Source organism: Morganella psychrotolerans, from assembly GCF_001676055.1.
Taxonomy (GTDB): Bacteria; Pseudomonadota; Gammaproteobacteria; order Enterobacterales; family Enterobacteriaceae; genus Morganella; species Morganella psychrotolerans_B.
On the sequence record NZ_LZEX01000023.1, the window covers coordinates 147044 to 172495 of the forward strand.

The 25452-nt window shown below is 45.2% G+C and carries 15 protein-coding genes and 1 pseudogene; 10 read left to right on the top strand and 6 right to left on the bottom strand.

All coding sequences use genetic code 11. From position 1 onward, the window contains the following. Positions 1 to 688: 688 nt before the first annotated feature. Together AYY17_RS12665 and AYY17_RS12670 are read left to right on the top strand one after the other, a co-directional pair. A complete protein-coding gene (locus tag AYY17_RS12665) occupies positions 689 to 1150 on the top strand; it encodes a hypothetical protein (protein ID WP_067403679.1) in 462 nt (153 codons plus the stop codon). Beyond that, complete coding sequence (locus AYY17_RS12670) at positions 1147 to 5241, top strand: FKBP-type peptidyl-prolyl cis-trans isomerase (RefSeq protein WP_067424183.1); 4095 nt, start codon at positions 1147 to 1149, stop codon at positions 5239 to 5241. Before AYY17_RS12665 ends, AYY17_RS12670 begins: the two co-directional genes overlap by 4 nt. A 666-nt stretch (positions 5242 to 5907) precedes the next feature. Here AYY17_RS12670 and AYY17_RS12675 read toward each other — a convergent pair. Continuing rightward, positions 5908 to 6537, bottom strand: a complete 630-nt coding sequence (locus tag AYY17_RS12675; RefSeq protein ID WP_067403684.1) for a response regulator transcription factor — start codon at positions 6535 to 6537, stop codon at positions 5908 to 5910. Between the two features lie 404 nt (positions 6538 to 6941). Between AYY17_RS12675 and AYY17_RS12680 the strand changes: the two genes are divergently transcribed. The 5 genes and pseudogenes from AYY17_RS12680 to AYY17_RS12700 all read left to right on the top strand — a co-directional run bounded on the left by AYY17_RS12680 (position 6942) and on the right by AYY17_RS12700 (position 13493). Continuing rightward, entirely contained in the window at positions 6942 to 7940 is a 999-nt protein-coding gene (locus AYY17_RS12680; RefSeq protein ID WP_067424185.1) for a LacI family DNA-binding transcriptional regulator, read from the top strand. 897 nt (positions 7941 to 8837) lie between these two features. Continuing rightward, positions 8838 to 9745, top strand: a pseudogene (gene rarD / locus AYY17_RS12685) (EamA family transporter RarD). Between the two features lie 104 nt (positions 9746 to 9849). Next, complete coding sequence (gene purT / locus AYY17_RS12690; RefSeq protein WP_067424477.1) at positions 9850 to 11028, top strand: formate-dependent phosphoribosylglycinamide formyltransferase; 1179 nt, start codon at positions 9850 to 9852, stop codon at positions 11026 to 11028. A gap of 365 nt (positions 11029 to 11393) precedes the next feature. Beyond that, positions 11394 to 12983 (top strand): sulfatase-like hydrolase/transferase, encoded by a 1590-nt coding sequence (locus AYY17_RS12695; RefSeq protein ID WP_067424479.1) that lies wholly within the window; start codon positions 11394 to 11396, stop codon positions 12981 to 12983. Next, a complete protein-coding gene (locus AYY17_RS12700; RefSeq protein ID WP_235845379.1) occupies positions 12984 to 13493 on the top strand; it encodes a WG repeat-containing protein in 510 nt (169 codons plus the stop codon). Positions 13494 to 13514: 21 nt separating this feature from the next. Here AYY17_RS12700 and AYY17_RS12705 read toward each other — a convergent pair whose 3' ends face one another. Then, a complete protein-coding gene (locus AYY17_RS12705) occupies positions 13515 to 14027 on the bottom strand; it encodes a hypothetical protein (RefSeq protein WP_067424187.1) in 513 nt (170 codons plus the stop codon). A 471-nt stretch (positions 14028 to 14498) separates the two neighbouring features. On the opposite strand from AYY17_RS12705, the gene AYY17_RS12710 reads away from it, so the two are divergent. The 3 genes from AYY17_RS12710 to AYY17_RS12720 all read left to right on the top strand — a co-directional run bounded on the left by AYY17_RS12710 (position 14499) and on the right by AYY17_RS12720 (position 18829). Next, a complete protein-coding gene (locus AYY17_RS12710) occupies positions 14499 to 16649 on the top strand; it encodes a carbon starvation CstA family protein (RefSeq protein ID WP_067424189.1) in 2151 nt (716 codons plus the stop codon). Between the two features lie 141 nt (positions 16650 to 16790). Then, a complete protein-coding gene (gene yjiA / locus AYY17_RS12715) occupies positions 16791 to 17750 on the top strand; it encodes a GTPase (RefSeq protein ID WP_067424191.1) in 960 nt (319 codons plus the stop codon). A gap of 152 nt (positions 17751 to 17902) precedes the next feature. Next, positions 17903 to 18829 carry a type II toxin-antitoxin system PemK/MazF family toxin gene (locus AYY17_RS12720; protein WP_162271116.1) on the top strand — a complete coding sequence of 309 codons (927 nt, stop codon included), beginning with the start codon at positions 17903 to 17905 and terminating at the stop codon, positions 18827 to 18829. Between the two features lie 339 nt (positions 18830 to 19168). Here AYY17_RS12720 and AYY17_RS12725 read toward each other — a convergent pair whose 3' ends face one another. The 4 genes from AYY17_RS12725 to AYY17_RS12740 all read right to left on the bottom strand — a co-directional run bounded on the left by AYY17_RS12725 (position 19169) and on the right by AYY17_RS12740 (position 25316). After that, positions 19169 to 20476, bottom strand: a complete 1308-nt coding sequence (locus tag AYY17_RS12725) for an L-cysteine desulfidase family protein (RefSeq protein WP_067424194.1) — start codon at positions 20474 to 20476, stop codon at positions 19169 to 19171. A gap of 465 nt (positions 20477 to 20941) precedes the next feature. Beyond that, positions 20942 to 22312: a C4-dicarboxylate transporter DcuC gene (gene dcuC, locus AYY17_RS12730; protein WP_067424196.1), complete on the bottom strand. Its 1371-nt coding sequence runs from the start codon at positions 22310 to 22312 to the stop codon at positions 20942 to 20944. A gap of 2 nt (positions 22313 to 22314) precedes the next feature. Beyond that, positions 22315 to 23562, bottom strand: a complete 1248-nt coding sequence (gene pepT / locus AYY17_RS12735; protein ID WP_067424198.1) for a peptidase T — start codon at positions 23560 to 23562, stop codon at positions 22315 to 22317. Positions 23563 to 23969: 407 nt separating this feature from the next. Next, on the bottom strand, positions 23970 to 25316 hold the full coding sequence (locus AYY17_RS12740) for an MATE family efflux transporter (protein WP_067424200.1): 1347 nt from the start codon (positions 25314 to 25316) through the stop codon (positions 23970 to 23972). Positions 25317 to 25452 lie beyond the last annotated feature (136 nt).

Genomic DNA, 25452 nt, shown 5'->3' on the forward strand with positions numbered 1-25452 from the left:
CGTAATAAACCTGATAAATCCTGTTAATTTTAAATTATGTACAGATAATGGTTTTATCATTAAATAATAAGGAAAATAAGCAGGTAAAGCGGAACACAAGCACTGTCGCAGAATTAAGAAAAAAGAGATAACACACACAAAATATTCATTTATACTCCGGCTGAGAACTCAGGATAACATCAGGTTGCGCACTTATCCTGCAACTGTCGTAATGCTTTCAGATTTACAGCAGAGTTGTCTGTGGCGGTTAATCGATTTTATTCGTGAATAAGATATAATACGCCATCAGGGATAGTTTTATTTTTTATGTTCTTTTTTGGACGTATACACATACCCTGATACATGTTTTGATTAATTATTACAGAATTTCCGGCAATTATCCGGAACGTATCCTGTAAAATAAATTGGCTGATTTATGTTCTCGGTCTGTAACAACAGGCCGGCAGAGCAGAATAATAACGAAGAAAAATTGTTAGCGCGATAAGCATGAAAATTCAGATTGTGCGGCTGTGGTAAGGTGTTCGGATAACAAAAAACGAATAGTTCAGACTCACCCGCGGCGTAATGTATGTTATATAAGCCTGAGTTGTGACAGGTTAGAGTTTATTTTCACAAGCTCTGGCTATACAATTGGTGCCTATTTTTGCACAACGCAGCAGTGGCCAAATTATTTCTCTAAGGTGAAACTATGTTATCCAAGACAGCACTGAGCAAAATGACGGGGATACTCCTGTTAGGAGGCGTTGTAACCCTGTCAGGTTGTTCATTATTTATTCCGCCTGCCCCGGCACCAGTGGCACAACCGGTTCAGCCGGTTCAGCCTGAGCCGGTGAGAACATCAGCACCTTTGCCAAAACCTGAATTGCAGCACTCTTCCGGACCGGTCTCCCCTGAGCTGAGCATGTGTATAAAAGAACTCGATTCACTGAAAACGATTTCACCAAAAGACTATAGTCAGATGGTGTCTGCGTTCCGTGAAATCAGCCAGATCAACGGACTGTATCGTCAGCTTGAAAGAACTGCCAGCCCGGATACGCTTAAATTGTTGAAAATGACCGTTGAAGCGAAAACCAAAGTCCTGTGCGCGCAGGTTCGTTATTACTCTGTTCTGTCTATTGAGAATACCCTGGAGAAGGTTAACGGGTTATGAGACTGAACATTAGGTTGTGTATTACGGTAGCATTGTTTGCAGTAGTACAACCGGCAACGGCATCTGAATTTAATCAGGTTATAGAAGATTTTGATCGTTATATTCAGACTGAGAAAGACTCAGGCAATTTTCCTGCTTCCGTTTCGCAACCTAATAGGTATCCCGCTCAGCGGGTTGATCAGTCTCCGGCAGTAAAATCTGTGGGAAAAACGACCGGGTCGTCACGCAAGGGCACACAAAAAGTATCCCGTGCAGAAAGAAAACCTGTCCCGTCTGCGTCTGAACGCGCAACACGGACAGTGAGTACTCAGAAAGCGGAAACAACAGCCCCGGCAATCTCTGTGCCGGCACAATGTGAAACTATTGTGGTTAAGGAACCGGTTGTTGTAACCAACCCTATTCCTGTCGGATACCCTCAGTGGTCGCCGGCTTATCTGGTTCGTGACAGCCAGAAATGGAGCGGAAAACACAAGGGATTTGTTTTCTCGCCTATTCCGGGACGCCAATCCTCCTCACTTATCCTCACACCGGAAATTATGTTCTCCATGTTGGGTGAACCTTTCCGTTCAATGACTTATTTTTCAGAACTGCCGCTGACTGTGGCCCGTGTGCTGGAACCTGAAAACTGGTTTAAGCCGACGGATACACAGAAACAGCTGCGTCTCACCCGTGTAAAACTACAGGATGTGAGCCGTGAACTGGCGGCATTGAACGAAAAGTACCAGCAGGTTAAGCGCGACTATGATGATTCCCTCATTGAGATTGCAAAAAATGAGATGGCGTTAAAATCGCTGACTCTGGCAAACAATGAGCTTAAAGCTGCCTCAGAAAGCGGTAACTCGCAGTTAGCCGCTGAACTGGATCAAAACAGAAAAACCATTGATTCACTGAATCAGCAGATAAGTGAAAATTTATCACGCTACAGTCAGTCAGAAAGTCAGATTGCAGCACTGACCGGCGAAAAAACAGCGCTGGAAAAACAGATTTTATCTCTCAACAAAGAGAAAGAGCTGTCAGATAAAAATATTGCATTGCTGGAAAATAAAAATGCTGATGTGGCAAAAATATCACAGCAACTTATCGGATTAGAGCAACAACTGGCTGCCCGTGATGCTGAAAAATCAGCACTGACTGAACAACTTTCGCAGAAAGATGCGGATAACAGCAGACAGACTGAGTTGCTTAAGGCTGATTTGCTGGCACTTGCTGCAGAAAAAAGTGCATTGGATAAACAGATAGCAACACTGACAGCTGATAACCTTCTGTCAGAAAAAAATCGGGCTCTGTTGCAGGACAAAAATGCCGACATGGCAAAAGTCTCACAGAAACTGACCGGGCTTGAGAAACAGCTCGCAGTTCGTGATGCAGAAAAAGAGAGTCTGACAACTCAGTTGCGTCAGCAGGCGGCAGATAACAGCAAACAGAGCGATCAGCTGAAAAAAGAGTTGCTGGCACTGACTACCGATAAGGCACTGTTAGTAAAACAGATTGCACAACTGAATACAGATAAAGACCTGGCAGAGAAAAATATGACTCTGTTACAGGACAAAAATGTGGATATGGCGGCAGTTACTCAAAAACTGACGGAGCTTGAAAAGCAGTTACAGCAGCAGGAAGCGGATAAACAGCAGCTGACTGAAAAAGTGCTGGCACTGACCACCGATAAAGCAAAAGAAAGTGATGCTCTGAACCGGGATTTACTGGCACTGACGGCAGATAAAGCCGGTCTGGAAAAACAAATTACCAGGCTGACATCAGACAGTGCAGCAGCAGAAAAAAATATGGCTCTGTTGCAGGATAAAAATGCTGACATGGCAAAGGTGTCGCAAAAACTGGCAGAGCTTGAAAAACAATTACAGGCGCAAGAGACTGAAAAACAGCGGCTTGCTGCAAAACTGCAATTGCAGGATACCGAAAACAGCACGCAGAATGCACAGCTGAAAACCCGTATTGCGGCGTTAACGACAGAAAAAGCAACACTTGAAAAACAGGTTGCACAGATGGGTACGGATCAAAATCTGTCGGAAAAAAATATTGCCTTGCTCAGCAGCAAGAATGCGGATATTGCAAAAATATCACAGCAACTGGCAGCGACTGAAGAAAAACTAAAACAAAGTGATACGGAAAAATCATCGCTCGCAGCACAGCTGGCCAGTCGCGAAACAAACAGTGATAAGCAGGGTGCTCAACTGAGAAAAGAGCTGACCGCTCTTACCGCGGATAAAGCCGGGCTGGAAAAACAGATTACAACGCTGACGGCAGATAATGCGGCATCAGCAAAAAATACCGGATTGCTGAATACTAAAAATGCAGAAATGCAGAAAATGACACAGCAACTGGCGGATTTAAATAAACAACTTCAGGCAAGAGATGCGGAAAAGCAGGTGCTTGCTATGCAGTTGTTACAAAAAACGACAGATAGTCAGCAACAAAGTTCGCAGTTGAAGAAAGATGTGTCAACGCTGACAGCAGATAAAGCCGTTCTGGCTGAGCAAATTGCCCGTCTGACGGAAGAACAGGCTACGGCCGGCAAAAATATCGCGCAGCTGAGTAATAAAAATGCGGATATGGCGGCAGTCACGCAAAAGCTGAGTGCACTGGAACTGCAACTGAAACAGCGTGATGCTGAAAAACAGGTGCTGGCTGCACAACTGACAGAGCGTAGTGGCGATAATGATAAACAGAGTGCTCAGCTGAAAAAAGAGCTGACAACCCTGAGTGCGGATAAAGCCGGACTGGAACAACAGATTACGCAACTGACCGCGGATAAAGCTGCGGCTGAAAAAAATATCTCGCAGCTGAATAGTAAAAATGCGGATATGGCGGCGGTCACGCAAAAACTGAGTGCGCTGGAACTGCAACTGAAACAGCGTGATGCTGAAAAACAGGTGCTGGCTGCACAACTGACAGAGCGTAGTGGTGATAATGATAAACAGAGTGCACAGCTGAAAAAAGAGCTGACAACACTGAGTGCGGATAAATCCGGGCTGGAAAAACAGATTGCTGAGCTGACGGCAGATAAAGAACGTTCTCAGAAAAGCATGGCTTTGCTGAGTTCAGAAAAGACCGATATGACCAAAGTCTCCGGTCAGTTACAGGCGCTGGAAAAAGAGTTACAGCAGCGCGATGCCGATAAGCTCAAACTGATGGCTCAGTTACAGAGCAGAGAAATTGAAAATGTCCGCCAGAGCGATAATCTGAAAAAAGATTTGGCTGCACTGGCTGTCGATAAAGCGACACTTGAACAAAAAATCGCCCAGCTGACCGCCGATAAAAAAGTGTTATCAGCAAAAGTCTCCGGTTCAGAAAAAGAGAGCGGAGTAATACAGACAGATAATGCTGAGTTGAATAAAAAACTTATCGCCGAGCAGCAGCGGGTTGCGCGGCTGGATAAAGAGTTAAAAGAAAAAGCGCAGCAGGTTGAAACGTTAGCTAAATCCGATGTGGCGTTAGCGAAGTTGAATACGCAGCTGGATAATCAGAAAAAACAACTGGCAGATAAAGATGCCGAGCTGGTAAAAGCCACAGCTAAGTTGAAAGAGAATGCTGATATTGCTGCTAAATATACCGCATTACAGAAAGAAATGGATAAGCAGAAAGACACTATCAATACACAGCGTACGACTAATAACACGCTGAATACTAAGATAGCGAAAGAAGAAGAAAAAAATAAAGCGGTTACTGCGTACACATTCCAGCAGGTTGGCGAACTGAATAAACGGAAAAATAAAGAGCTGATTACCCGGCTCGAAAGTCAGAAGTATGAAAAAATGTCGCCGGATGTCTATTTCCGTGTGACAAAACAGGGACAAAAAAATAAAGCCCTGAAAGGTAAAACAATTACGTTTGCTATGCGTGAAGAGCTGACAGATGGTTCAGTAACCGTTTCTCATGGTAAAGATGCACCTGCCGTGGTTCCGTTTAACGAACTGCCGGGAGATTTAGCGAAATTTGTGTCTCTTGCCGGTGTCGGCGGACAGGTTGATGTTTATATTAAACCAGAGGGTGGCTACGGTGTTGAAGGAATTGAAGGTCAGATCCCGCCAAACTCAATGTCGATGATTACGCTGAATGTACTGAAAATTGAATAAATTGCAGATACCAACGTTCTTCAGGTTGCAGCCGGCTGGCTGAGGGTAGCCCAGACCCTGCAGTTTGAATGAATAAGGGTATAAAGATATAAAAAAAGGCATCCCTTGGATGCCTTTTTTGTATCTGATGATCCGGATGACTGTTAATTTCTGTAAAATGAGAAAATTAACACAGCACTATTGAGTTACAAAATACCAGTCAAAAGGAAATAATATTATTTTGATATGCTAAATAAGCAGAAACGTTGAAAGCGGGATTCAGCGAAACAGCCACCCGTTTTACGTATGAAAGGTGTTAAAAAGTCAGATGCCAAAATTGTAACAAAATACTAAAATGCGTAATTAAGTATAAATTTATTATCGTGGTTTTTTTATTGAAGGTAAAAGTGGTGTTATGAAATTAATTTTCAGACAATATCACTAATTACAGCATGTACTGATAGCCTGTACATGATTCAGATAAATTTAGTATGTTACTTTGTTACGAGTTATTGTAATAAGTAAAATACTCAGTTTTAGGTGGGATCACTGGTAATATACCCGATCCCACATTAACGGAAATATGCCAAAGACAGTTAAGTGAATTAGACAAGAGTAAAAGTATAAAATCATCGGTATGTTATTTTCTTATAAATAACGGAATATAAATAATAATATCAATCTGAATTAGATGGAATCGGAATAATTCTTGTAGAAATCGTATTCCTGCACAAGCTGAGGCAACGATTTAATACGTAATTTGGTATACATATTAGAGCGATGAACTTCAACGGTGCGCGGAGACAAAGACAGTTTTTGTGCGGCTTCCTTACTGGTGTTACCATCCAGAATCATATCCATGACTTCTTTCTCGCGTGCGGATAATTTGCTAAATTTATCTTTAAGCCTCTGATAAGTGTGATATTTATTAAGGCTTTTTTCATATTGACCAAATGCATCATGAATAGCATTAACCAGCAATTCAGAATTAATTGGTTTTTTAAAGAACTCCAGTACACCGGCTTTGAAGGCCCGGCGGCAGGTTTCAAAAGAGGGATATGCGGTAATAACAATTGTCGGAATAATACTTTTAAGGCGTTTAAGTTCATCAATCAGATAAAATGCTTCTGCTGAAGACTCACCGACTTCCAAAATAATACATTCGCGGGCATGCTCTTTGGGCGTATTAACATAGTATTTAAGAAAAGCCTGCTCAGATGAGTAGGATTTTACTTCACAATTCATGTCGTCGAGCATGAAGTTGATATTGTTGCTTGGCAGGTCTGCACAGTTGATCAAATGAATAACGGCATCCATAAATAACTCCTTTATTAAAATAGGATACTGAAATAAAAAGGTATTTGCTTATAAAATACACGGGTGTTGAATTTACTTAAGTTCATCTACTCAACCGCTGGTATTGTAGACAAGATAACTTCAATAAAATGTTTAAATAGATAAGGAAGTTCATTTCCTAATCGGTGTGCAGTCTTGAAGAAAAGTGATAGTAATTTGGCATTTTTTCTTATTTTGAATATAAAAAACAATTGGTTATGCCTTGCCTGACTTTGTTTAATTATAGGTTATTACACTATTTTTGTGAAACAAATGTTTACATTTACTCTTGGGGTTATAGTGCTGATATGTTATAAATGATTGCTCATACTTTTCTTTATCTTTCGTACTACAGAAATTTATACTCATTTTCTACTGATAATAATATGGCATCACTTAAAGATGTTGCCCGGCTGGCATCAGTATCTCTGATGACAGTATCGAGAGCGATAAATAATCCTGATTTATTGAAACCTGATACTCTGAAGCAGGTTCAGCATGCTATTGACGTTCTGAATTACGTGCCTGATTTATCAGCCCGTAAAATCAGGGGAAAAAGCACAAAGCTGTCAGGATTAGGTGTTCTGGCTTTTGATACAGCATCGACCCCTTTTTCTGTTGAGCTTCTTCTCTCTATTGAACAGTGCGCCAGAAAATATGGATGGAGCAGTTTTGTTGTCAATATTTCATCACAGGATGATTTAACCAATGCAGCCAGACAAATACTGTCTCAAAGACCTGATGGCATTATTGTCACCAGTATGAAGCTGCGCGAAATAGAAATCCCTGAATTATTGCGGGATAAAAATCTGGTACTGACGAATTGCTTTGATTCAACTGATGATTCATTGCCGGCTTATATTCCGGACGACTACCATGGTCAGTACAATGCAACCAAACATCTTATTGCGCAGGGATATCGCCACCCGCTCTGTCTCTGGCTGCCCGCAGAGTCTGTCTCTGCCGGTATCCGTCGTGATGCTGTTCAGGATGCCTGGCAGGATGCACAATTATGCCGTGATGACCTTATCCAACACAATATCAGGCACCCTGATACACAATACCGCGATGCTATTTCACTGATTGAGCGGTATTGTCCTGATAATACGCCACTGTTCGACAGTATTATTTGCGGAAATGACCGTATTGCATTTATCACTTATCAGGTCTTATTAACCCGTGGAATACGAATTCCTCAGCAGATCGGTATTCTCGGGTTCGATAATATGGCGGGTGTTGGTGAGTTATTTTATCCGCCACTGACAACAATCCAGTCACCTTATTATCAGTTAGGTGAAGCGGCTGCATTACATCTTATCGAAGAACGCCGGTCACAGGGGCGCGTGTATGTACCTTGCCGCGTTTTGAAGCGGGATTCACTCTGAAATCCGGCTTGTTTTTTGTTCGTTCTCCGCTTACTGCACATTTGTACAGACTCAGTATATTCACCCTGCCGTTTTATTTCTTATTCCGTCTGATTCAGGTTAATTTTATTTATTAACCGGCACGGGTCAGTCCGGATGCTGTTTATTAAATGTTCATTTCCCCGTAAATGGATTTATCTGTCAGTTTAAGCAGTTAAATAAGCAAATTTCACGGAATAACCAGGCATAAAACTTTCAATTGTATTTTTTTTATGCTGTACGTTCTGTTTACGTATCATAATGATAATTAATCATACTAATCTTATGATGTTAACGTTAAACTTTTGAATTTAAAAAAAAACAGCAACATTTTTTAGGGACAAAGCTACCGCACGGATGATTTTTTAATCTCCGGAGGGGGAAGTCTGCGTTGTTACTCTGATTATCATGAAAATGAACATTAAATGATTATTTATCTTTTATCATCAATGCATTAACAGTAATAATGATTTTCAGGGTATAAAAAATCAGGGGATCTATCTAGCTATAACTACGCTAAGTTAACGTTAACATCCAATATTAGGAATAATACCCAAAATTGAATTGTTAATGATACTTATTATGTTAACGTTACCAATGAAAAAATCAAGTTAAATTGATGTTTTGTAGTTATATGCACGTAGTCCTTATTATATTTTTCATGAACATATTTTGAACGTCATGCAGTGAATTATAAATACGTACTTTTCCTGTAATTCACTGACGAATTTAATTCTTTTTTGTAATAGCAAAAAACATGTCCAGATAATGATGATCCTCAACTTATTGCAGGTATTTAAATTGAGCTGACGCATGGGATTTGCGGAGCAGAGGGGTATGATAGATGTCAGGATAATAACTAACGGGACTGACTGAACCATGTTTTTACGATCTGGCGCGATGCTGGCGATTTTTTCTTATTTTTTATGGGGAATAACGCCGTTGTTTTATCGTCTTTTGCCGGGCGTACAACCTCTGGAGTTATTATCTCAGCGGGTTATCTGGTCGATTCCGTTATTACTGCTTGTCCGTGTGTTTTTGAAAAATCGTACCCGTTTTCGCGGAGTATGGGCAGATAAGCGCTCATTGTTTCTCTGTTTTTTCAGTACCGGCGTTATGGCGGTATCATGGTGTACCTTCACCTATTCGATGACACATGATTTAGTGCTTGAAGCCAGTATGGCTATTTTATTACGCCGCTGTTTTCTATTTTGCTCGGTGTGGTATTTTTACATGAACGCCTGAGACGGGCTGAAAAAGTGGCATTGTTATTTGTTTGTGCCGGGGTGGGCTATCAGCTGATTCAATACGGGCGACTGCCGGGGCTGGCGCTGATGATGGGCTCCGCATTTGCATTTTACGGGTTCATCCGTAAATTTATCCGCTATGATCTGACCACATCACTGTTGATTGAAAGTCTGTGGCTGCTGCCACTCGCGGTTGTGCTCTATTTCTGGCTGGAAAGCACCGGGCAAAGCACATTTGCCACAGCCGATAGTTTTACCCGCCTCTGCTTTATCCTGACCGCGCCGGTGACGTTGTTGCCGCTGCTCTTTTTTACTGCTGCTGTACGTTCAACCACACTGACAACCATCGGGCTGGCACAATATCTGGAGCCGACTATTCAGTTCCTGCTGGCGGTATTCCTCTTTAATGAACATTTTGATGCAGTTAAAGGCGTGAGTTTCTCACTTATTTGGCTGGGATTATTGTTCTGTATCCTCTCACTTATCCGCTATCACCGGAAAAATACCGCAAAAATCGGTCTGGGTATGAAACCGCGTTAAGTACTCACATTAATTTACTGCCCGGTTTATAAGTGACTAAAGCAAACGATTGCGTATATAATGATACCCATTATTTTCCGGTATTTTCTGAACAGGTGACAGTAATGACAATGTTAGGCACAGCGTTACGTCCGGGAGCAACAAAAGTGATGCTGCTCGGCGCGGGAGAGTTAGGTAAAGAGGTGGCAATTGAGTGCCAGCGTCTGGGAATCGAAGTAATTGCCGTTGATCGCTATGATAATGCACCGGCTATGCATATTGCGCACCGCCGTTATGTTATCAATATGCTCGATGGTGCAGAGTTAGAGTCTGTCATCCGCAAAGAGAAGCCTGATTACGTCGTACCGGAAATTGAGGCGATTGCGACAGACACCTTGTACCGCCTGGAGCAGGAGGGGCTGAATGTTGTTCCGTGCGCCAATGCCGTGAAGCTGACGATGAACCGGGAAGGTATCCGCCGTCTGGCAGCGGAAGAGCTGGGTTTGCTGACATCAGAATACCGCTTTGTTGATGATGAAGCCGCGTTTATCCGCGCCGCCGGTGAGATTGGTTTTCCCTGTATTATCAAACCGGTGATGAGTTCATCGGGTAAAGGTCAAAGTGTTATCCGCAGTGAAGCCGGACTGAGTGCGGCCTGGCGGGCATCCCAGGATGCCGGTCGTGCGGGGAAAGGGCGGGTGATTGTCGAGCGGATGATCCCGTTTGATTATGAAATTACATTGCTGACAGTTCGCGCCGTCGACGGTGTGCATTTTTGCGCCCCGGTCGGGCATCGCCAGGAAAACGGCGATTACCGTGAATCATGGCAGCCGCAGGCGATGTCTGACGCGACGCTGCTGCGGGCGCAGCAGGTGGCAGAGACGATAGTGAACGGGCTGGGGGGTTTTGGTCTGTTTGGCGTGGAACTGTTCGTGCGCGGCGACGATATTATCTTTAATGAAGTCTCACCACGACCGCACGATACCGGGCTTGTGACTTTGGTTTCACAGAATATCTCTGAATTTGCACTGCACGTACGCGCATTTCTGGGACTGCCGGCGGGGGATATTATTCAGTATGCACCAGCGGCGTCAGCTGTTATTTTGCCTTCACTGACCAGTGATAATGTGTGTTACAGCGGGTTGGAAAATGCACTGCACGGAACGGTTCAGTTACGTTTATTCGCCAAGCCGGTCATTGACGGCTCCCGCCGGATGGGTGTTGCGCTGGCAACGGCGTCCTGTACCGAAGAGGCGGTGTCTGTGGCAAAACAGGCTGCTGCTGCCGTGGTGGTTACCGGTTAATTCGATTTGCTGATATAGCAGAAACAGCAGAGTGAATTTTCTGCTGTTTCTGTTCTGACTGACTTTCTGATCTCAGCCTTATTTTATTCATCACTCAAAATTTTAATAATCAATTAATTTATGGCGGGCAATAGTGTCATAGTCTCTATTTTCATCAAAATTAAAGGGGCTGTGATATTGCGCTGACTTTTGAATTGACACATTCTCTGGTTATGGAACAATACCGCGCAATAAATATCATAGTGATACTCGTCATACTTCAGGATGCCCGGGTGATGACTGAGCAACGTTTGGCCCGGCCTGCGTAGCTTGTCACCTGTATGTATTCCGGATTGAGTGATTTCTCTCATATTGTCTGTCAGGTTATGTATAAAAAAATACGATTTTCAGCACTTTTATCTCAGGCATCATTAATTCTTTTTGTTTATCTTCTGCATATCAGTTTTGGCTATCCGCCAAAGCTTGTGTATATTTTTAGCGCGCTGGCATTTTTCGCTTTTATTGCATCCGTGAGCCGTAAGGTATATCTGGTGGTGATACTACTTTATGCGCTGGCCGGCATATTTTATGCGCCGGTAGGAATTAATTATGGCTTTCCTGATGTAAATTCAGTCGGTTCACTGATTTATACTAACAGTCGTGAGTCTGCTGAATTTTTTCTGGGAATATCTCTGCGGATTTACCTGTTTATGGCCGCATTGCTCGGCTGTGCCATAATTGCAATGCGGTTAAAGATCAATGTCAGAAAACCGGTGCGCTACTGGTTGTTTGCACTTTTCTTTATTCCGGCGTTCTGGTCACCGGTAAAAAATGTGGTTAAAGCGGGCTGGAATTCTGAATTCAGTATTGTGGATTCCGGTCTGCCTGAATTTCGTTTCTTTTATGATATTGCCCAGAGCTATAACGACGTGATGGCATCCAACAGTCATTTCGCAAAAATAATTCAGACCCCTGATAACTGGAAACCGGTTGCTGTTTCCGGGAAGTATGACACCTATATTCTGGTCATCGGCGAAAGTGTCCGTAAAGATTTTATGCAGGCATATGGTTTCCCTTATGCGGAAAATACCCCCTGGATGAGCCGGGCAAACGGCACATTATTTATGGATTTTATTTCTGCCGCCGGTGCTACGCAGCCCTCTCTGACCAATGCGTTTACATTGCGTGAAAGTACCAAACGCGATCTGAATAACAGTCTGATTACTCTGGCAAAACGGGCCGGATTTGAAACGTACTGGCTCTCTAATCAGGGATTACGCGGCAAATATGATTCTCCGGTTGCTATGATAGGAAAGCAGGCGGGTAACACGGTCTTTCTGAAAGAGGGGAGTGCGGAGGATCGCGATTATTTTCAGGATGAAAATCTCCGTCCGGATATCCTGCGTCTTCTTGCAGAGCCATCTGATAACCGTAAGCGGCTGATTGTTATCCATCTTATGGGATCACATCCACAGCCTTGTGCGCGGACCAATAATCAGTTTGATAAATTTATTACATCTGAAAATATCTCCTGCTATGTGCAAAGCATTGCGAATACCGATAAATTTCTGTCAGAGATAGCAACGGACGCAGATAAGCACCATGTAAACTGGACGATGATCTATTTCTCCGATCATGGTCTGCGTGTGACAGACAATGGTCTTGATACGATGAATCTGGTGCATTCTGATGAATTTAAACAAAATTATCAGGTACCATTCTTTCTGACCTCCTATGATGCAACGGAACAAAAAACGGTTCAGTCACGCCGCAGCGGGCTTTCTATGTTGCCGTTTCTGGCTCAGTGGATGGGGATCAGCGAACCGCGCCTGTCTCAGCAGTGCGCCTGGCGTGATAATGTCCCTTGTGAGGAGCAATCCGGCTATATTTCGTTTCATAACAAAGAACAATCTTATGACGATTTACCGGATGATTTGCCTGTACTTATACCCGATGCTGATAAAACCGGAGAGTAAATGATGCGCAGGTTTCTGAGTGTGGTGCTTTTACCGGCAGTACTGCTGTCGGCTGCGGCCTGTTCTGATACTCAGGCGGTGAAAGCCCGCGAATGGGTTCAGGTGCGGTCAGAAACCCCTTCAGATGCAGATGAGTGCTTTAAACCGGATAACCCGTATCAGGTCTGTCTCTATCAGGACAAAAGGACTTACGGTTTTCATTTTGTGGATATAAATTTGCAGGAACCTTATGCGCCTTACTATTTTGATAACGGACCTGATTATGCGTCTGAGGGTCGTTACCGTGTCAAAATCGGGGATAAAATCGGGTTTGCTGACAGTGTCTCCGGAAAACTGGTGATCCCGGCCATTTATGAATGCGCACATCCGTATAGCGGGGGAATGGCGCAGGTGGGAGTGGGGTGTGACAGAGAAAGTGACGGTGAGCACAGTTGGTGGGTCAATGGCTACTGGCTGCGCATCGACCCATACGGGCTGATTACCGGGTTTGAAACGTCCCCCCGCCGGTAACGCTCAATTGCAATGCGCCAATTATAATGTGCCGTGACGGCGGCGCATCAGGATTCGCAGACGCCAGCTGTGCAGAATATAGGTACACAGCAGCACAAAGGCGATCACTCCCCAGACAATCATTTCACCATAGCGGGCGCCGAAGTCCGCAATCTGTGCTTTCGCCGGGTTATCTTTCTGATAATAAACACCGGTCGGGCCGGTTTGACATTCTGACTGACAAACCAGGCTATCCGGTGAAGTGAATGTCACAATTTTATTATCCGGCGTGACAAATTTAACCAGCGGCCAGCCGACAAGCTGTTGCCCTGAACGGGTATCACGCATTTCTGTACGCGGGTATCCGGTTATCTGCCCGTCAATGTAACTTTCATTCTGTTGTGTCTGCCAGGTCTGATAAATCATAAAACCGGCCAGAAAAAGCACACAAAAGGTCGGAAGGCGGAGAAAGCGCTGTATCAGCATATTGCGCTGTGTTTGTTTGTCGGTACAGGCTGCGTGGCGCATGTAATGAGAATCAGGTTTTTGGGTCATATTCGTTGCTGTCTTCTGTCGGTTTAGGAGTGATAATTACAGATAAAAGTGTATATACCCTTATTCATTCAAACCGCAGGTTCGTTGGCGGCATGAAACCAGCCGGGTCACATACTAATGTATGCTCCCCGTCTGGATTTCCCTTGCCGCCTGCCTGCAATTTGAATGACGTTGGGTATAAAATAATACTTTTATAAAAAAAATGATAAAAATTACAAAAAAATTTAAAAATCATAACGTTAACCTGATCACAGAATTCAGTGCCTTTAGTACAGGATAAAACCGCCCGGCAGCAAATTATGACCGCTTAATCCGCTATATTACCGCTTACGGGATAATTCCCGTTTCCTGCCTTGATTTTTCTATCATAAAACACACTTGCAGAAAGTTTCTATTTTCTTTTTTCCGGACCATTTTTCGCCGCACGGAAGCGGACCATTTGCTTATCACAGTCATACTTAAAGGTGTGTTATGAACTCTAATCGCTTATTTAAGCACATTCCCTGGGTGATATTAGGGATAATAGGTGCTTTCTGTCTCGGTGTAGTTGCATTACGCCGCGGCGAGCACGTCAGTGCATTATGGATCATTGCTGCATCGGTATCAGTCTATCTGGTGGCTTACCGCTACTACAGTCTGTATATCGCAACAAAGGTCATGAAACTCGATCCGACCCGGTCAACACCGGCGGTTATTAATAATGATGGTCTGAACTATGTTCCGACTAACCGTAACGTTCTGTTTGGTCACCACTTTGCCGCAATTGCCGGTGCGGGTCCGTTAGTCGGACCGGTACTTGCCGCGCAAATGGGTTATCTGCCGGGCACACTCTGGTTGCTGGCGGGTGTGGTGCTGGCGGGTGCGGTACAGGACTTTATGGTACTGTTTATCTCCTCACGCCGTAATGGTGCCTCTCTTGGTGAAATCATTAAAGAAGAGATGGGTACTGTTCCCGGAACGATTGCACTTTTCGGCTGCTTCCTCATCATGATCATCATCCTTGCGGTGCTGGCACTGATTGTGGTTAAAGCGCTGGCAGAAAGTCCGTGGGGTGTGTTTACGGTCGTATCCACCGTGCCGATTGCCCTGTTTATGGGGATCTACATGCGATACATCCGGCCGGGACGCATTGGTGAAATCTCCGTTATGGGTGTGATTTTACTGATCGCTGCTATCTGGTTCGGTGGCGTGATCGCGGCTGACCCTTACTGGGGTCCGGCGCTGACGTTTAAAGATACCACAATCACCTATGCACTGATTGGCTATGCGTTTGTTTCCGCACTGCTGCCGGTCTGGCTGATTCTGGCACCGCGTGATTATCTGGCAACCTTCCTGAAAATTGGTGTTATCGTCGGTCTGGCTGTGGGTATTGTGATCCTGAATCCGGATCTGAAAATGCCTGCCATGACACAGTTTGTTGACGGTACGGGTCCGGTCTGGAAAGGGGCACTGTTCCCGTTCCTGTTTATTACCATTGCCTGTGGTGCTGTTTCCGGCTTCCACGCACTGATTGCATCCGGTACAACACCGAAATTGCTGGCCTGTGAAACCGATGCCCGCTATATCGGTTACGGCGCAATGCTGATGGAGTCCTTCGTGGCGATTATGGCACTGGTTGCCGCATCGATTATCGAACCGGGTCTCTATTTTGCGATGAACACCCCGCCGGCAGCATTAGGTATCACCATGCCTGATCTGCATAATCTGGGAACCGCTGATGCACCGATGATCATGGCTCAGCTGAAAGATGTTACCGTGCACGCCGCGGCAACGGTCAGTTCCTGGGGCTTTGTGATTACACCGGAAGAAATTTTGCAGACCGCAAAAGATATCGGTGAGCCGTCCGTTCTCAACCGTGCAGGTGGTGCGCCGACACTGGCTGTGGGTATCGCACATGTCTTCCACCAAATCATTCCTGCTGCCAATATGGGCTTCTGGTATCACTTCGGGATCCTGTTTGAAGCGATGTTTATCCTGACTGCGCTGGATGCAGGTACACGTTCCGGCCGCTTTATGTTGCAGGATCTGCTGGGTAACTTTGTTCCGTTCCTGAAAAAAACCGATTCTCTGGTTGCCGGTATCATAGGTACTGCGGGTTGTGTGGGTCTGTGGGGTTATCTGTTATACCAGGGCGTGGTTGATCCGCTGGGTGGTGTTAAGAGCTTGTGGCCGCTGTTCGGTATCTCCAACCAGATGCTCGCCGCTGTCGCGTTAGTCCTTGCCACTGTTGTTCTGATTAAGATGAAGCGCACCAAGTATATCTGGGTAACAACCATCCCTGCGGTGTGGTTACTTATTTGTACAACATGGGCGTTAGGTCTGAAATTATTCAGCGACAATCCGCAACTGGAAGGTTTCTTCTGGCTGGCGAATGAATATAAACGCCGTATCGCAGAAGGGGCGGATTTAACCCCTGAGCAGATTGCGAACATGCAGCACATCGTGGTGAATAACTACACCAACGCCGGTCTGAGTATCATCTTCCTGGTTGTTGTTTACAGCATCATTTTCTACGGTGTCCGCACCGCGATGAATGCACGTAAAAACCCGGAACGCACAGACTGCGAAACACCGTATGTGGCAGTGCCGGAAGAAGGGATTAAAACCGTTTCTTCACACTGATAACAGCTTGTTTTTCTGCTGAGCAGTCCCGTCCCCCGCATGATGTAAGTCACATTGTGCGGGGGATATTTTTTATCTGCGCTATTATTTGTTACCCTGATACTTTCTGTATTTTTGTCTGTCAGTAAGAAGGATCTGATGATGCAACCTATTTCTGTGACTATCCTGACCGGTTTTCTGGGCGCCGGAAAAACCACTCTGCTAAGCCATATTTTGCATGAAGATCACGGGCAAAAAATTGCAGTGATTGAAAATGAATTTGGTGAAGTGCCGATTGATAATGAAATTATCGGCGATCGCGCCACACAAATAAAAACCCTGAGTAATGGCTGTATCTGTTGCAGCCGCTCAGATGAACTGGAAGATGCACTGCTCGACCTGTGTGATAACCTGGATAAAGGTAACATTGACTTTGACCGCCTGGTGATTGAATGCACCGGTATGGCTGATCCGGGTCCGATTACACAAACTTTTTTCTCGAATGAAAAACTGTGCGAGCGTTATGTCCTGGACGGCATTATCACGCTGGTGGATGCGGTTCACGCACCGCAGCAACTGGATCAGTTTACTATCGCGCAGGCACAGATTGGCTATGCGGATCGCATTCTGCTGACCAAAACGGATATTGAGCCGGATAATGATGCGCTTATCACCCGCCTGCAGCGTATTAATGCCAAAGCACCAATTCATAAAGTGCTGAACGGTGATATCAGCCCGGAGCTGTTGTTTAATGTGGGGGGATTTATGCTGGATGACAATGTTACTGTCAGTCAGCCGGTATTCCGCTTTGCGCCTAAGCAGCAAAATGATATTCAGTCACTGGTGATCACCATGGACAAGCCGGTTGAAATCAGTGCGATTTCCCGCGCGATGGAGACTCTGTTACTCAGTTATGCAGATAATTTACTGCGTTACAAAGGGCTGCTGTGGATTGAAAATGAGCCGCGCCGCTTATTATTCCAGGGCGTTCAGCGCCTGTACAGCGCGGATTTTGACCGCGAATGGCGGGAAAGTGATAACAAACAGAGCGTGCTGATTTTTATCGGTATGCAACTGCCGGAGCAGGAAATCCGCAATGCATTTGCGACCCTGACGGCGTAATTTCAGTATGTCCCCGGACTCTCCGGGGAAATACTGCCGGTTGTCTGTGAATAAGCATAAATATTGGTCGCGGAATGTTAATTCTTGTTTTTTGATATGGCATAAAGGATAATTTTTATCATCGGGATAAAATGATGATATATGAGTGGGAAATGGAAAGCACAGTAATCTGTTATTATAAAAAAGATAAATTATCAGCGTGTGAATATAATGAACCTGAATTATTAGGAAGAGAAGTTTATGAGGATATTAATGAATTTGTTTTACCTATAAACCGTAAAAACACACCATTCTTTATTACCAAGAAATTTTCAAACCAAGAAAACACCCGCTGGAAAGTAGAGTATGTTGTTGGTTCTGTTTCTCAAAAAGGAATGTATGAAATTTTCCTCTCTGAAAAAAATATTGATACTGATATTTATTTAAATCAAACAGCTAAAAAAGTAAAAAAGGTCTTCTGGGGAATAGTTAAAAAGGGTGCTATTGTTATTGTTGAATTTGGGCATATATATCAATTAACAAACCGGTCAGGAGAAATTCAAAACACGTATTCCTACCCATGCTATCATCAGAATGGCGAGATGCATAAAAGAAGGCCAGCCATCGTGGTCAGTGCGGACAAACATGGTGTGAAAATAGTTCCTGTTACGTCACAAAAACCAGATTCCTATCCCGTTAATAAGTCAGTGTTTAAATTGGAAGAAAGTTCGGTTGAATTTATTTCTGATTTTTCAAAAGATAAAGAAAGTTATGTCTTATGTGAAATGATTCAGACTGTTTCTCCGGCCAGGATTTTACCTCCCAATGCAAAAAATCGCAGCTCTCATAAATTTTTCAGAGATGAACATTATACCAGAAGAATAATAAGATCCGATGTATGGAAACTTGAAGAGGCGTTACTACCGTCCATCGGTCTGCCTGATTTACGAAAGGACTATACTGATAATAAAAAAAGAATAGATAGTTTAGAGTCAGATAATAAAATATCAGAAGAAAAGTTAAGGCAATGTCATTTGGAAAATCATGAAATTAATAAAAAAACTGCATATATTAAAACAGCTATATATGATTGCCGGTGATAATTTATCGGAAGTCACGATTGATCGAGAAATTAATGAGTATTTAAGTATTGACTAGCTACCCCGGCTATGTTGTAATTTATTCACTAGGTACGGATCAAGAGACTGTCCTCTCCGTATGACGCTGAAAAATGCATGCAGACGAACATAATAATACTGACAAAAAAACCACCTTCAGGGTGGTTTTTTTGTCGGCCCTGTTCAAAGAGGATAACAGATAGCTCCGATAGAAACCGGTGTTTGAGTTGTTCGTCATGGGGATTATTAACGTCATGAAAAAACCGGCCGTTACAGCCGGTTAAGGAAAGGGGGCTTCCTCAAAAGCTAAACCCGGGAAAATCAGACTGATTTTGCCTTGTTTGCCATGATTTCAATAATCTGCACATCTGTGTGCTGCATTGAGAGGCTTGCCAGAGCGCATAAGTTGGCGATAGAGCCGTCCACATCGGCACACACAATACCGTCGTTACCACCGACACACTGCTTATCCATTGCCATCAGTACCGCTTTGTAGGCGGCACTCACGCCGCTGGAGACTTTCATGGCACAGCTGTTGGATGCACCATCGCAGATAATCCCGCTGATATCACCGATCATACTGCTGATTGCCATCGCAACCGGCTCATATTTTCCTTCAAATAACCAGGCGATACCGGCTGCCGCACCCATTGAGGCGGTTGTTGCTGCGCATAACGCAGAAAGTGGCGGAAACTGGCTGTGAATATAGATAGCCATCAGATGTGACAATGTCAGTGCGCGGATAAGCTGCTCTTCATCGGCCTGTAAATACTCAGCGACGACAACCACCGGCTGTGTGGCGGCAATACCCTGATTGCCGGAGCCTGAGTTGCTCATTGCAGGCAGTTGTGCGCCGCCCATGCGTGCGTCAGAGGCTGATGAGGTGCGGATCATAATATCGGACAGTAAATCTTTTGCCAGCAGCCCGCGGTTGCGTTGTTTTTCCAGCGTACGCCCGATTTGTAATCCGTACGGGTTTGTCATGCCTTCGCGGGCGAGGGCGTCATTCAGCTCAGCCGCCTCACGCATAAAATTGAGCATTGAGACGGGGGCTTGTGTGGCGAAATCATAGATATCCTGCGCACAGGCACCGGCAAACGGATTATCACCGCCGCCCTGATGAGCAACAGCATCATCCTGATAAACTACCTTGCCATTGTGACTGATTTCAGTGACGTGGGTGTGATCGCCGCAAATAATAGCAGTTGCCTGCTCGTCGCCGCTGTATACGGTTGCTTCGGAATAGAGTACATGGTTGCAGGGCGCTTTGATTTCCACAGATACAGCGCCGGATGCAAGAAAGGCTTTTCCTGCCGCAATATCATCTTGTGTCACGCCGCACAGAACATTGAGACCGGCATCCGGCTGACCGCCGATAGCTCCGAGGGCTGCGGCAACGGGTAAGCCGGTCATGCCTGTTCCCGGAACCGTTACGCCCAATCCGTTTTTCATCAGATTAGGTGAAACAAAGCAGCGGATTTGTGTTGGTGCGCCGCTCAGACAGGCGGCTGCTTTTGCCGCCGCCAGTGCCAGTGAAATGGGTTCGGTGCAACCGGTTGCCGGTTTCACTGACTGACGCAGTACCGTAACAAAATTATTCCATCGGGAAGGGGTGTGGTGTGTTGCCATTTTTCAGCCTCAGTACGCTAATCCGTTATGCTGCACAGTGTAACGAAAGGGAAGCAGAAAAATCCTTTCAAAGTTCAGGGGTATTTTCAGAATCCGGAGAAAATCTTTCTCCGGATAATAAAAAATAGGGTAAAAAGGGACAAAGGGAGCAATAAATCAGACTACAGCTAAAAGAGATAAACCGGCTATGCTAATTATTTGATTTAAAAGAACTAATGAATGTGATCGGCCGGCATTTGGTTATGCGAAAAATAAAAAGTGTGATATTCCCCCGTGATGCTCATCACGAATAGCTATGAATTGAAGCCTGTTTTGGAATATATAACTGTATTTGTATTTATTTATGAGCTGTTTTGGTGTTATTGACTGATAATCTGTTTTTTAAATGACACTGTCCTCAACAGATTACCGGAGGGGCTTACCATAAAAATAAAGCAGGACAGCGCCGGGCTGTCCCGCCAATACTCAATAGAAAAGACCGATAATCGTGCTGTGAATAACAAACCCGACCATCAGCGGGACGGCTGTGCGTTTGACGACATCAAACGGCTGGAGTTTTGCACCGCTGGACACGGCAATAATGACACCGGCAACCGGAGACATACCCCGCCCCATATGTGATGCCTGCTGCATTGGCAGGATCATCGCAATCGCACTTGCACCCATGCTGTGTGCGATTTGCGGAATGAGTTCAACAAAGGCGAGGAATGGTGCATTACCGGAACCCATAATAATAGCGGCAGCCAGGGTGATCAGCGCAAATACCAGCGCCATGGCAAATGGCGGTAAACCGACGGATTCCGCCATCACAATCAGGTGATCAATCGCTCCGCTGACTTTGATACCATGGGCAAATACCCCGGCGGCAACCAGCAGCCCGACAACATTACTGAATGCATGCCCCATCCCGTTAAGGAAATGCTGGAATCCGTTACAGACCGCTTTGAAATTACGCACCCTCAGTGTTTCAACCACCATACAAATGGCCATCGCAATCAGAACGATTGTTACCACGTCAAGATGAATACCTTCAAAAAACAGGTTTGATGTTCCCACCGCCATGATAATCGGCAGCATCGGCAGCAGGGCGTAATATCCCGGCACGCCTTTGGTTTTTTCCTTCTCATGAGCAATAACGGATTTACCGATTTCAGGAATAAATCCCTGTTTCCGGTCACAGTGGCGCTGCCAGAAGATATGAGTGATCCCGACAGCCAGAACGGTGGCGAGAGCAGCAGGACCCTGATAATAAAGCACATAGTCAACGACTGACATATCCACGGCTTTTGCCCCGCGGATGGCATCAATCGCGGTCGGGGTATAGGCCACACCCAGTGACGTGGCGATAACCCCGGCAGCAGATGCCGGTGATAAACCGAGCCCGATCATAATCGGGAACATGGTGCCCATCAGCAGAACGGCAAGCCCGGTCGCTGACGGAATAGCCAGTTGCAGAATACTGGCGAGAAGGAAGGAGAAAAACAGCAGAACATACGGTGAACGCATGTTTTTCAGTGGTTTAGTGGCAACATTAACCACCGCTTCATTGGCACCGATATGATCCATATAGTGGGCAAAGCCCATCAGCGCCATGATCATCAGACCAAGATCGGCGGCGCGGCTGCTGAAGAGATCACGCATCACTTCAAACGGATCAAGCCAGGTTATCCCGGTAGAGGCAAGGTTTTTCGGCAAAATAGAGCCCCAGCCGAAAATCAGGGTGCAGCTCATCAGCGCCAGACCAGCGATAAACAGCACCGGTTCTGCTTTGTAGCCCCTGAGGATAAAACGGGCAACAAGGATAACGACGACAAGAACAGTCAGGATAGAGAACATACTCAGACCCCCGGTTTAAAGCGGGAAGCTGTCAGTGTCACGACGTTTTTCAGCACATCGCTTGCGGCATACAGGGATTTTACCGGCAGATATTCATAAATTGAATGGAAGTTATGGGCGCCGGTGAAGATATTCGGACACGGCAGGCCATTTTGTGACAGCGCCGCACCATCGTAACCACCGCGCATCGGGATCACTTTCGGCTCAATACCGCAGGCGCGGTAAGCGGCTTTGGCAATATCGACAGGATAGCCATTTTCACCTTGCAGACTGTTGAATACATTGGAGTAACGGTCAGCCAGCGAAATTGCCACACTGCCTTCCCCCCAGAGTGCATCACACTGCTCCGCTAACTGTTTCAGGAAGGCCATCCGGCTCTGATAACCGGTTTCGGTAAAGTCACGCATATCCATTTTCAGCACGGTACGCGCACTGTTTCCGGATAGTTGTTTTACCCAGTAATACCCCTCACGCCCTTCGGTATACTCAGGTGCTTCACCGCCCGGCAGCATAGCAATAAATTTATGCGCCATCAGCAGTGAGTTCTTCAGTTTGCCTTTTGCGGACATCGGGTGTGCGGACTTTCCGGTGAAAACGATTTCAGCATCACCGGCATTCCAGTTTTCATACACCAGTTCGCCGATACCGCAGCAATCGAGGGTATACGCAAAATCGGCACCGAACTCTTTAACATCAAACACTTTCGCACCGCGCAGACCTTGTTCTTCATCCGGAACAAAGCCGACTTTTACTGTACCGTGTTTGATTTGCGGGTTTTGTTTAAAGTATTGCAGCATGTCCATAATAGACGCAATGGCGGCTTTATCATCGGCACCAAGCAGGCTGGTGCCGTCGGTCACAATAATATCGTCACCCAGATAATCCGCCAGTTCCGGGAATTCACTTTTGCGCAGATAAATCCCCAGCTCTTTATTCATACAGATGTCATCACCGGTATACGGCAAAATTTGTGCATGTGTATCATTGGTTTGTTCTGCACTGGTATCCAGATGCCCGAAAAAGGCGACCGCAGGCACGTCATAATCCAGATTTGACGGCAGTGTTGCAGTGACGATGGCGGTATCACGCAGTTTGATGTCAGTGAGTCCCAGTGCTTCCAGCTCCTGCACCAGCTGTTTTGCCAGTACACGCTGGCCTTCAGAAGACGGCATAATACCCGCCGCGCCTTTTTCCCTGTCTGTCGTTGTATTAATTTTTGTGTAGGCAATAAAGCGGTCAACGATATTCATTATTGGTATTCTCCGGCTGCGTAATGTGTGTGTTTTTGTTTATTTTATTGATGTATTTAATTGGGCAATTTTTATATGCCTCTTATTGTTTAACACATATTTCACCGGTTCGGATATCCGACCTGTTTATTTTTTCACAATTTGTTCACGGAGATGTGTTTTATCAAATATAAGTAAGTAATATTGCACTTAATAATGAGGAAGGGAGCGTGGAATTGTTTTAATTTGTTGATATTTAGTTTGTTATTTATTTTTTTGTTTTTGTTATGATTGCTGATTTGTTATTAATATTTATTTTTCGGAATGTTTGCTGCGTGATTCCGGGAAGGGCAGAATAAACAGAGGGAAAGCGGGGGAATATTCCCCTCCGGGTTAGTATAAACCGGAAGGGAAAATAACGGAGCCGATCAGCCCTCAAGATCAAGACGTTTTGACTGCCACTTTTTAGAGCGCCAGCGCCAGGTATTAACCAAACCGCGCAGCCACTCATCACACAGAAAACCCATCCAGATACCAAGAATACCCATTTCCAGTTTGATCCCCAGCACGTAACCTACCGGCAGAGCAACGCCCCACATAAAGATAAGGGCAGTACAGAGCGGAAAGCGGGCATCACCTGCGGCACGCAGGGCGTTAACCATAATGATATTCAGGGTGCGTCCGGGCTCTAAAAAGACAGAGAGCAGGAACAGCGGCAGCAGCAGTTTGATGACGGATTGATCATCACTCAGCCCGTATGCAAGGTGGTCGCGGAACAGCCAGAATAAAAAGACGATAGGAATGGTGCTGAAAAAACCGGTTTTCAGGCTTCTCATGCCGCGCTGATAGGCATCGTCAAAGCGTTTGGCGCCGACAAGATGCCCGACAATAATCTCATTACCGATACTGATGGTTATGCCGAACAGCATAATAAACAGGGATAACTGGAAATAGATTGTTTGTGCGGCCAGCGCAGTTTCCCCCATCAGGCCGATAAAGGCGATGGCAACCATATAATGCAGCATCCAGACCAGGTTTTCTCCGGCAGACGGCAGCCCGACGTGCAGGATCTGGCGCAACATATTTTTAGACCAGTGAAACAGCATGCGCGGCACAAATTTGATCCGCAGGCCATAAAAGAGCAGAGCGCACAGCAGCGCAACGGCAATCAGACGTCCGGCGACAGTTGACCATGCCACACCGACCAGGCCGTATTCGGGCAGACCAAACAAGCCATACAGCACAATGCAGTTCCCGATGACGGTCACAACGTTGGCAACGAGCGTGACATACATGGCGGGCTTGGCTTTGCCGTACACGCGCAGACAGGCTGCCAGAATAATGGTAACCGCTTCCGGAATTAAGCAGATCCCCAGAATATGCAGATAATTAAAGGCATCTTCCATCAGATGTGCCGGCGTATTCATTAACTCCAGAATTTTATAACCGAAAACGATGGTAAATCCGGCAGACATTAATCCTAGTAACAAATTGAACGCGATAGAAATATGAATCGCCTGGCTGGCTTTATCACGTCTTCCTGCACCGATGTATTGGGCTATTACCACACTGCATCCGACACTGATAAAGTTAAAAATAGTAATAAACAGGTCAAATGCCTGATTACCGACCGCCATTGCCGCCAGATATTTTGACGAAACGTGGCTGACCATCCAGGTATTAATCAGGAAAGTGGAAAAGTGTAATAACAGGTCGATAAAAATCGGCCAGCTTAATGAAAAGAGCCCGCGCTTTGTAACATCAGACTGATGCATGACAACCTTCTTGTTGAGAGTGATTTTCTTCCGTGAGGGGATCAGGGGAGCCGGATTTTACCAGGATAATATTGCTAAGAATAGCGAAAGGTGAAAAATAAAACATTTTTTTCATAACTATACCCAACGTCATTCA

Coding starts and splice junctions, on each gene's coding strand:
- AYY17_RS12665 (WP_067403679.1), top strand. CDS start 689: ATGTTATCCAAGACAGCACTGAGCAAAATGACGGGGATACTCCTGTTA.
- AYY17_RS12670 (WP_067424183.1), top strand. CDS start 1,147: ATGAGACTGAACATTAGGTTGTGTATTACGGTAGCATTGTTTGCAGTA.
- AYY17_RS12675 (WP_067403684.1), bottom strand. CDS start 6,537: ATGGATGCCGTTATTCATTTGATCAACTGTGCAGACCTGCCAAGCAAC.
- AYY17_RS12680 (WP_067424185.1), top strand. CDS start 6,942: ATGGCATCACTTAAAGATGTTGCCCGGCTGGCATCAGTATCTCTGATG.
- purT (WP_067424477.1), top strand. CDS start 9,850: ATGACAATGTTAGGCACAGCGTTACGTCCGGGAGCAACAAAAGTGATG.
- AYY17_RS12695 (WP_067424479.1), top strand. CDS start 11,394: ATGTATAAAAAAATACGATTTTCAGCACTTTTATCTCAGGCATCATTA.
- AYY17_RS12700 (WP_235845379.1), top strand. CDS start 12,984: ATGATGCGCAGGTTTCTGAGTGTGGTGCTTTTACCGGCAGTACTGCTG.
- AYY17_RS12705 (WP_067424187.1), bottom strand. CDS start 14,027: ATGACCCAAAAACCTGATTCTCATTACATGCGCCACGCAGCCTGTACC.
- AYY17_RS12710 (WP_067424189.1), top strand. CDS start 14,499: ATGAACTCTAATCGCTTATTTAAGCACATTCCCTGGGTGATATTAGGG.
- yjiA (WP_067424191.1), top strand. CDS start 16,791: ATGCAACCTATTTCTGTGACTATCCTGACCGGTTTTCTGGGCGCCGGA.
- AYY17_RS12720 (WP_162271116.1), top strand. CDS start 17,903: ATGGAAAGCACAGTAATCTGTTATTATAAAAAAGATAAATTATCAGCG.
- AYY17_RS12725 (WP_067424194.1), bottom strand. CDS start 20,476: ATGGCAACACACCACACCCCTTCCCGATGGAATAATTTTGTTACGGTA.
- dcuC (WP_067424196.1), bottom strand. CDS start 22,312: ATGTTCTCTATCCTGACTGTTCTTGTCGTCGTTATCCTTGTTGCCCGT.
- pepT (WP_067424198.1), bottom strand. CDS start 23,562: ATGAATATCGTTGACCGCTTTATTGCCTACACAAAAATTAATACAACG.
- AYY17_RS12740 (WP_067424200.1), bottom strand. CDS start 25,316: ATGCATCAGTCTGATGTTACAAAGCGCGGGCTCTTTTCATTAAGCTGG.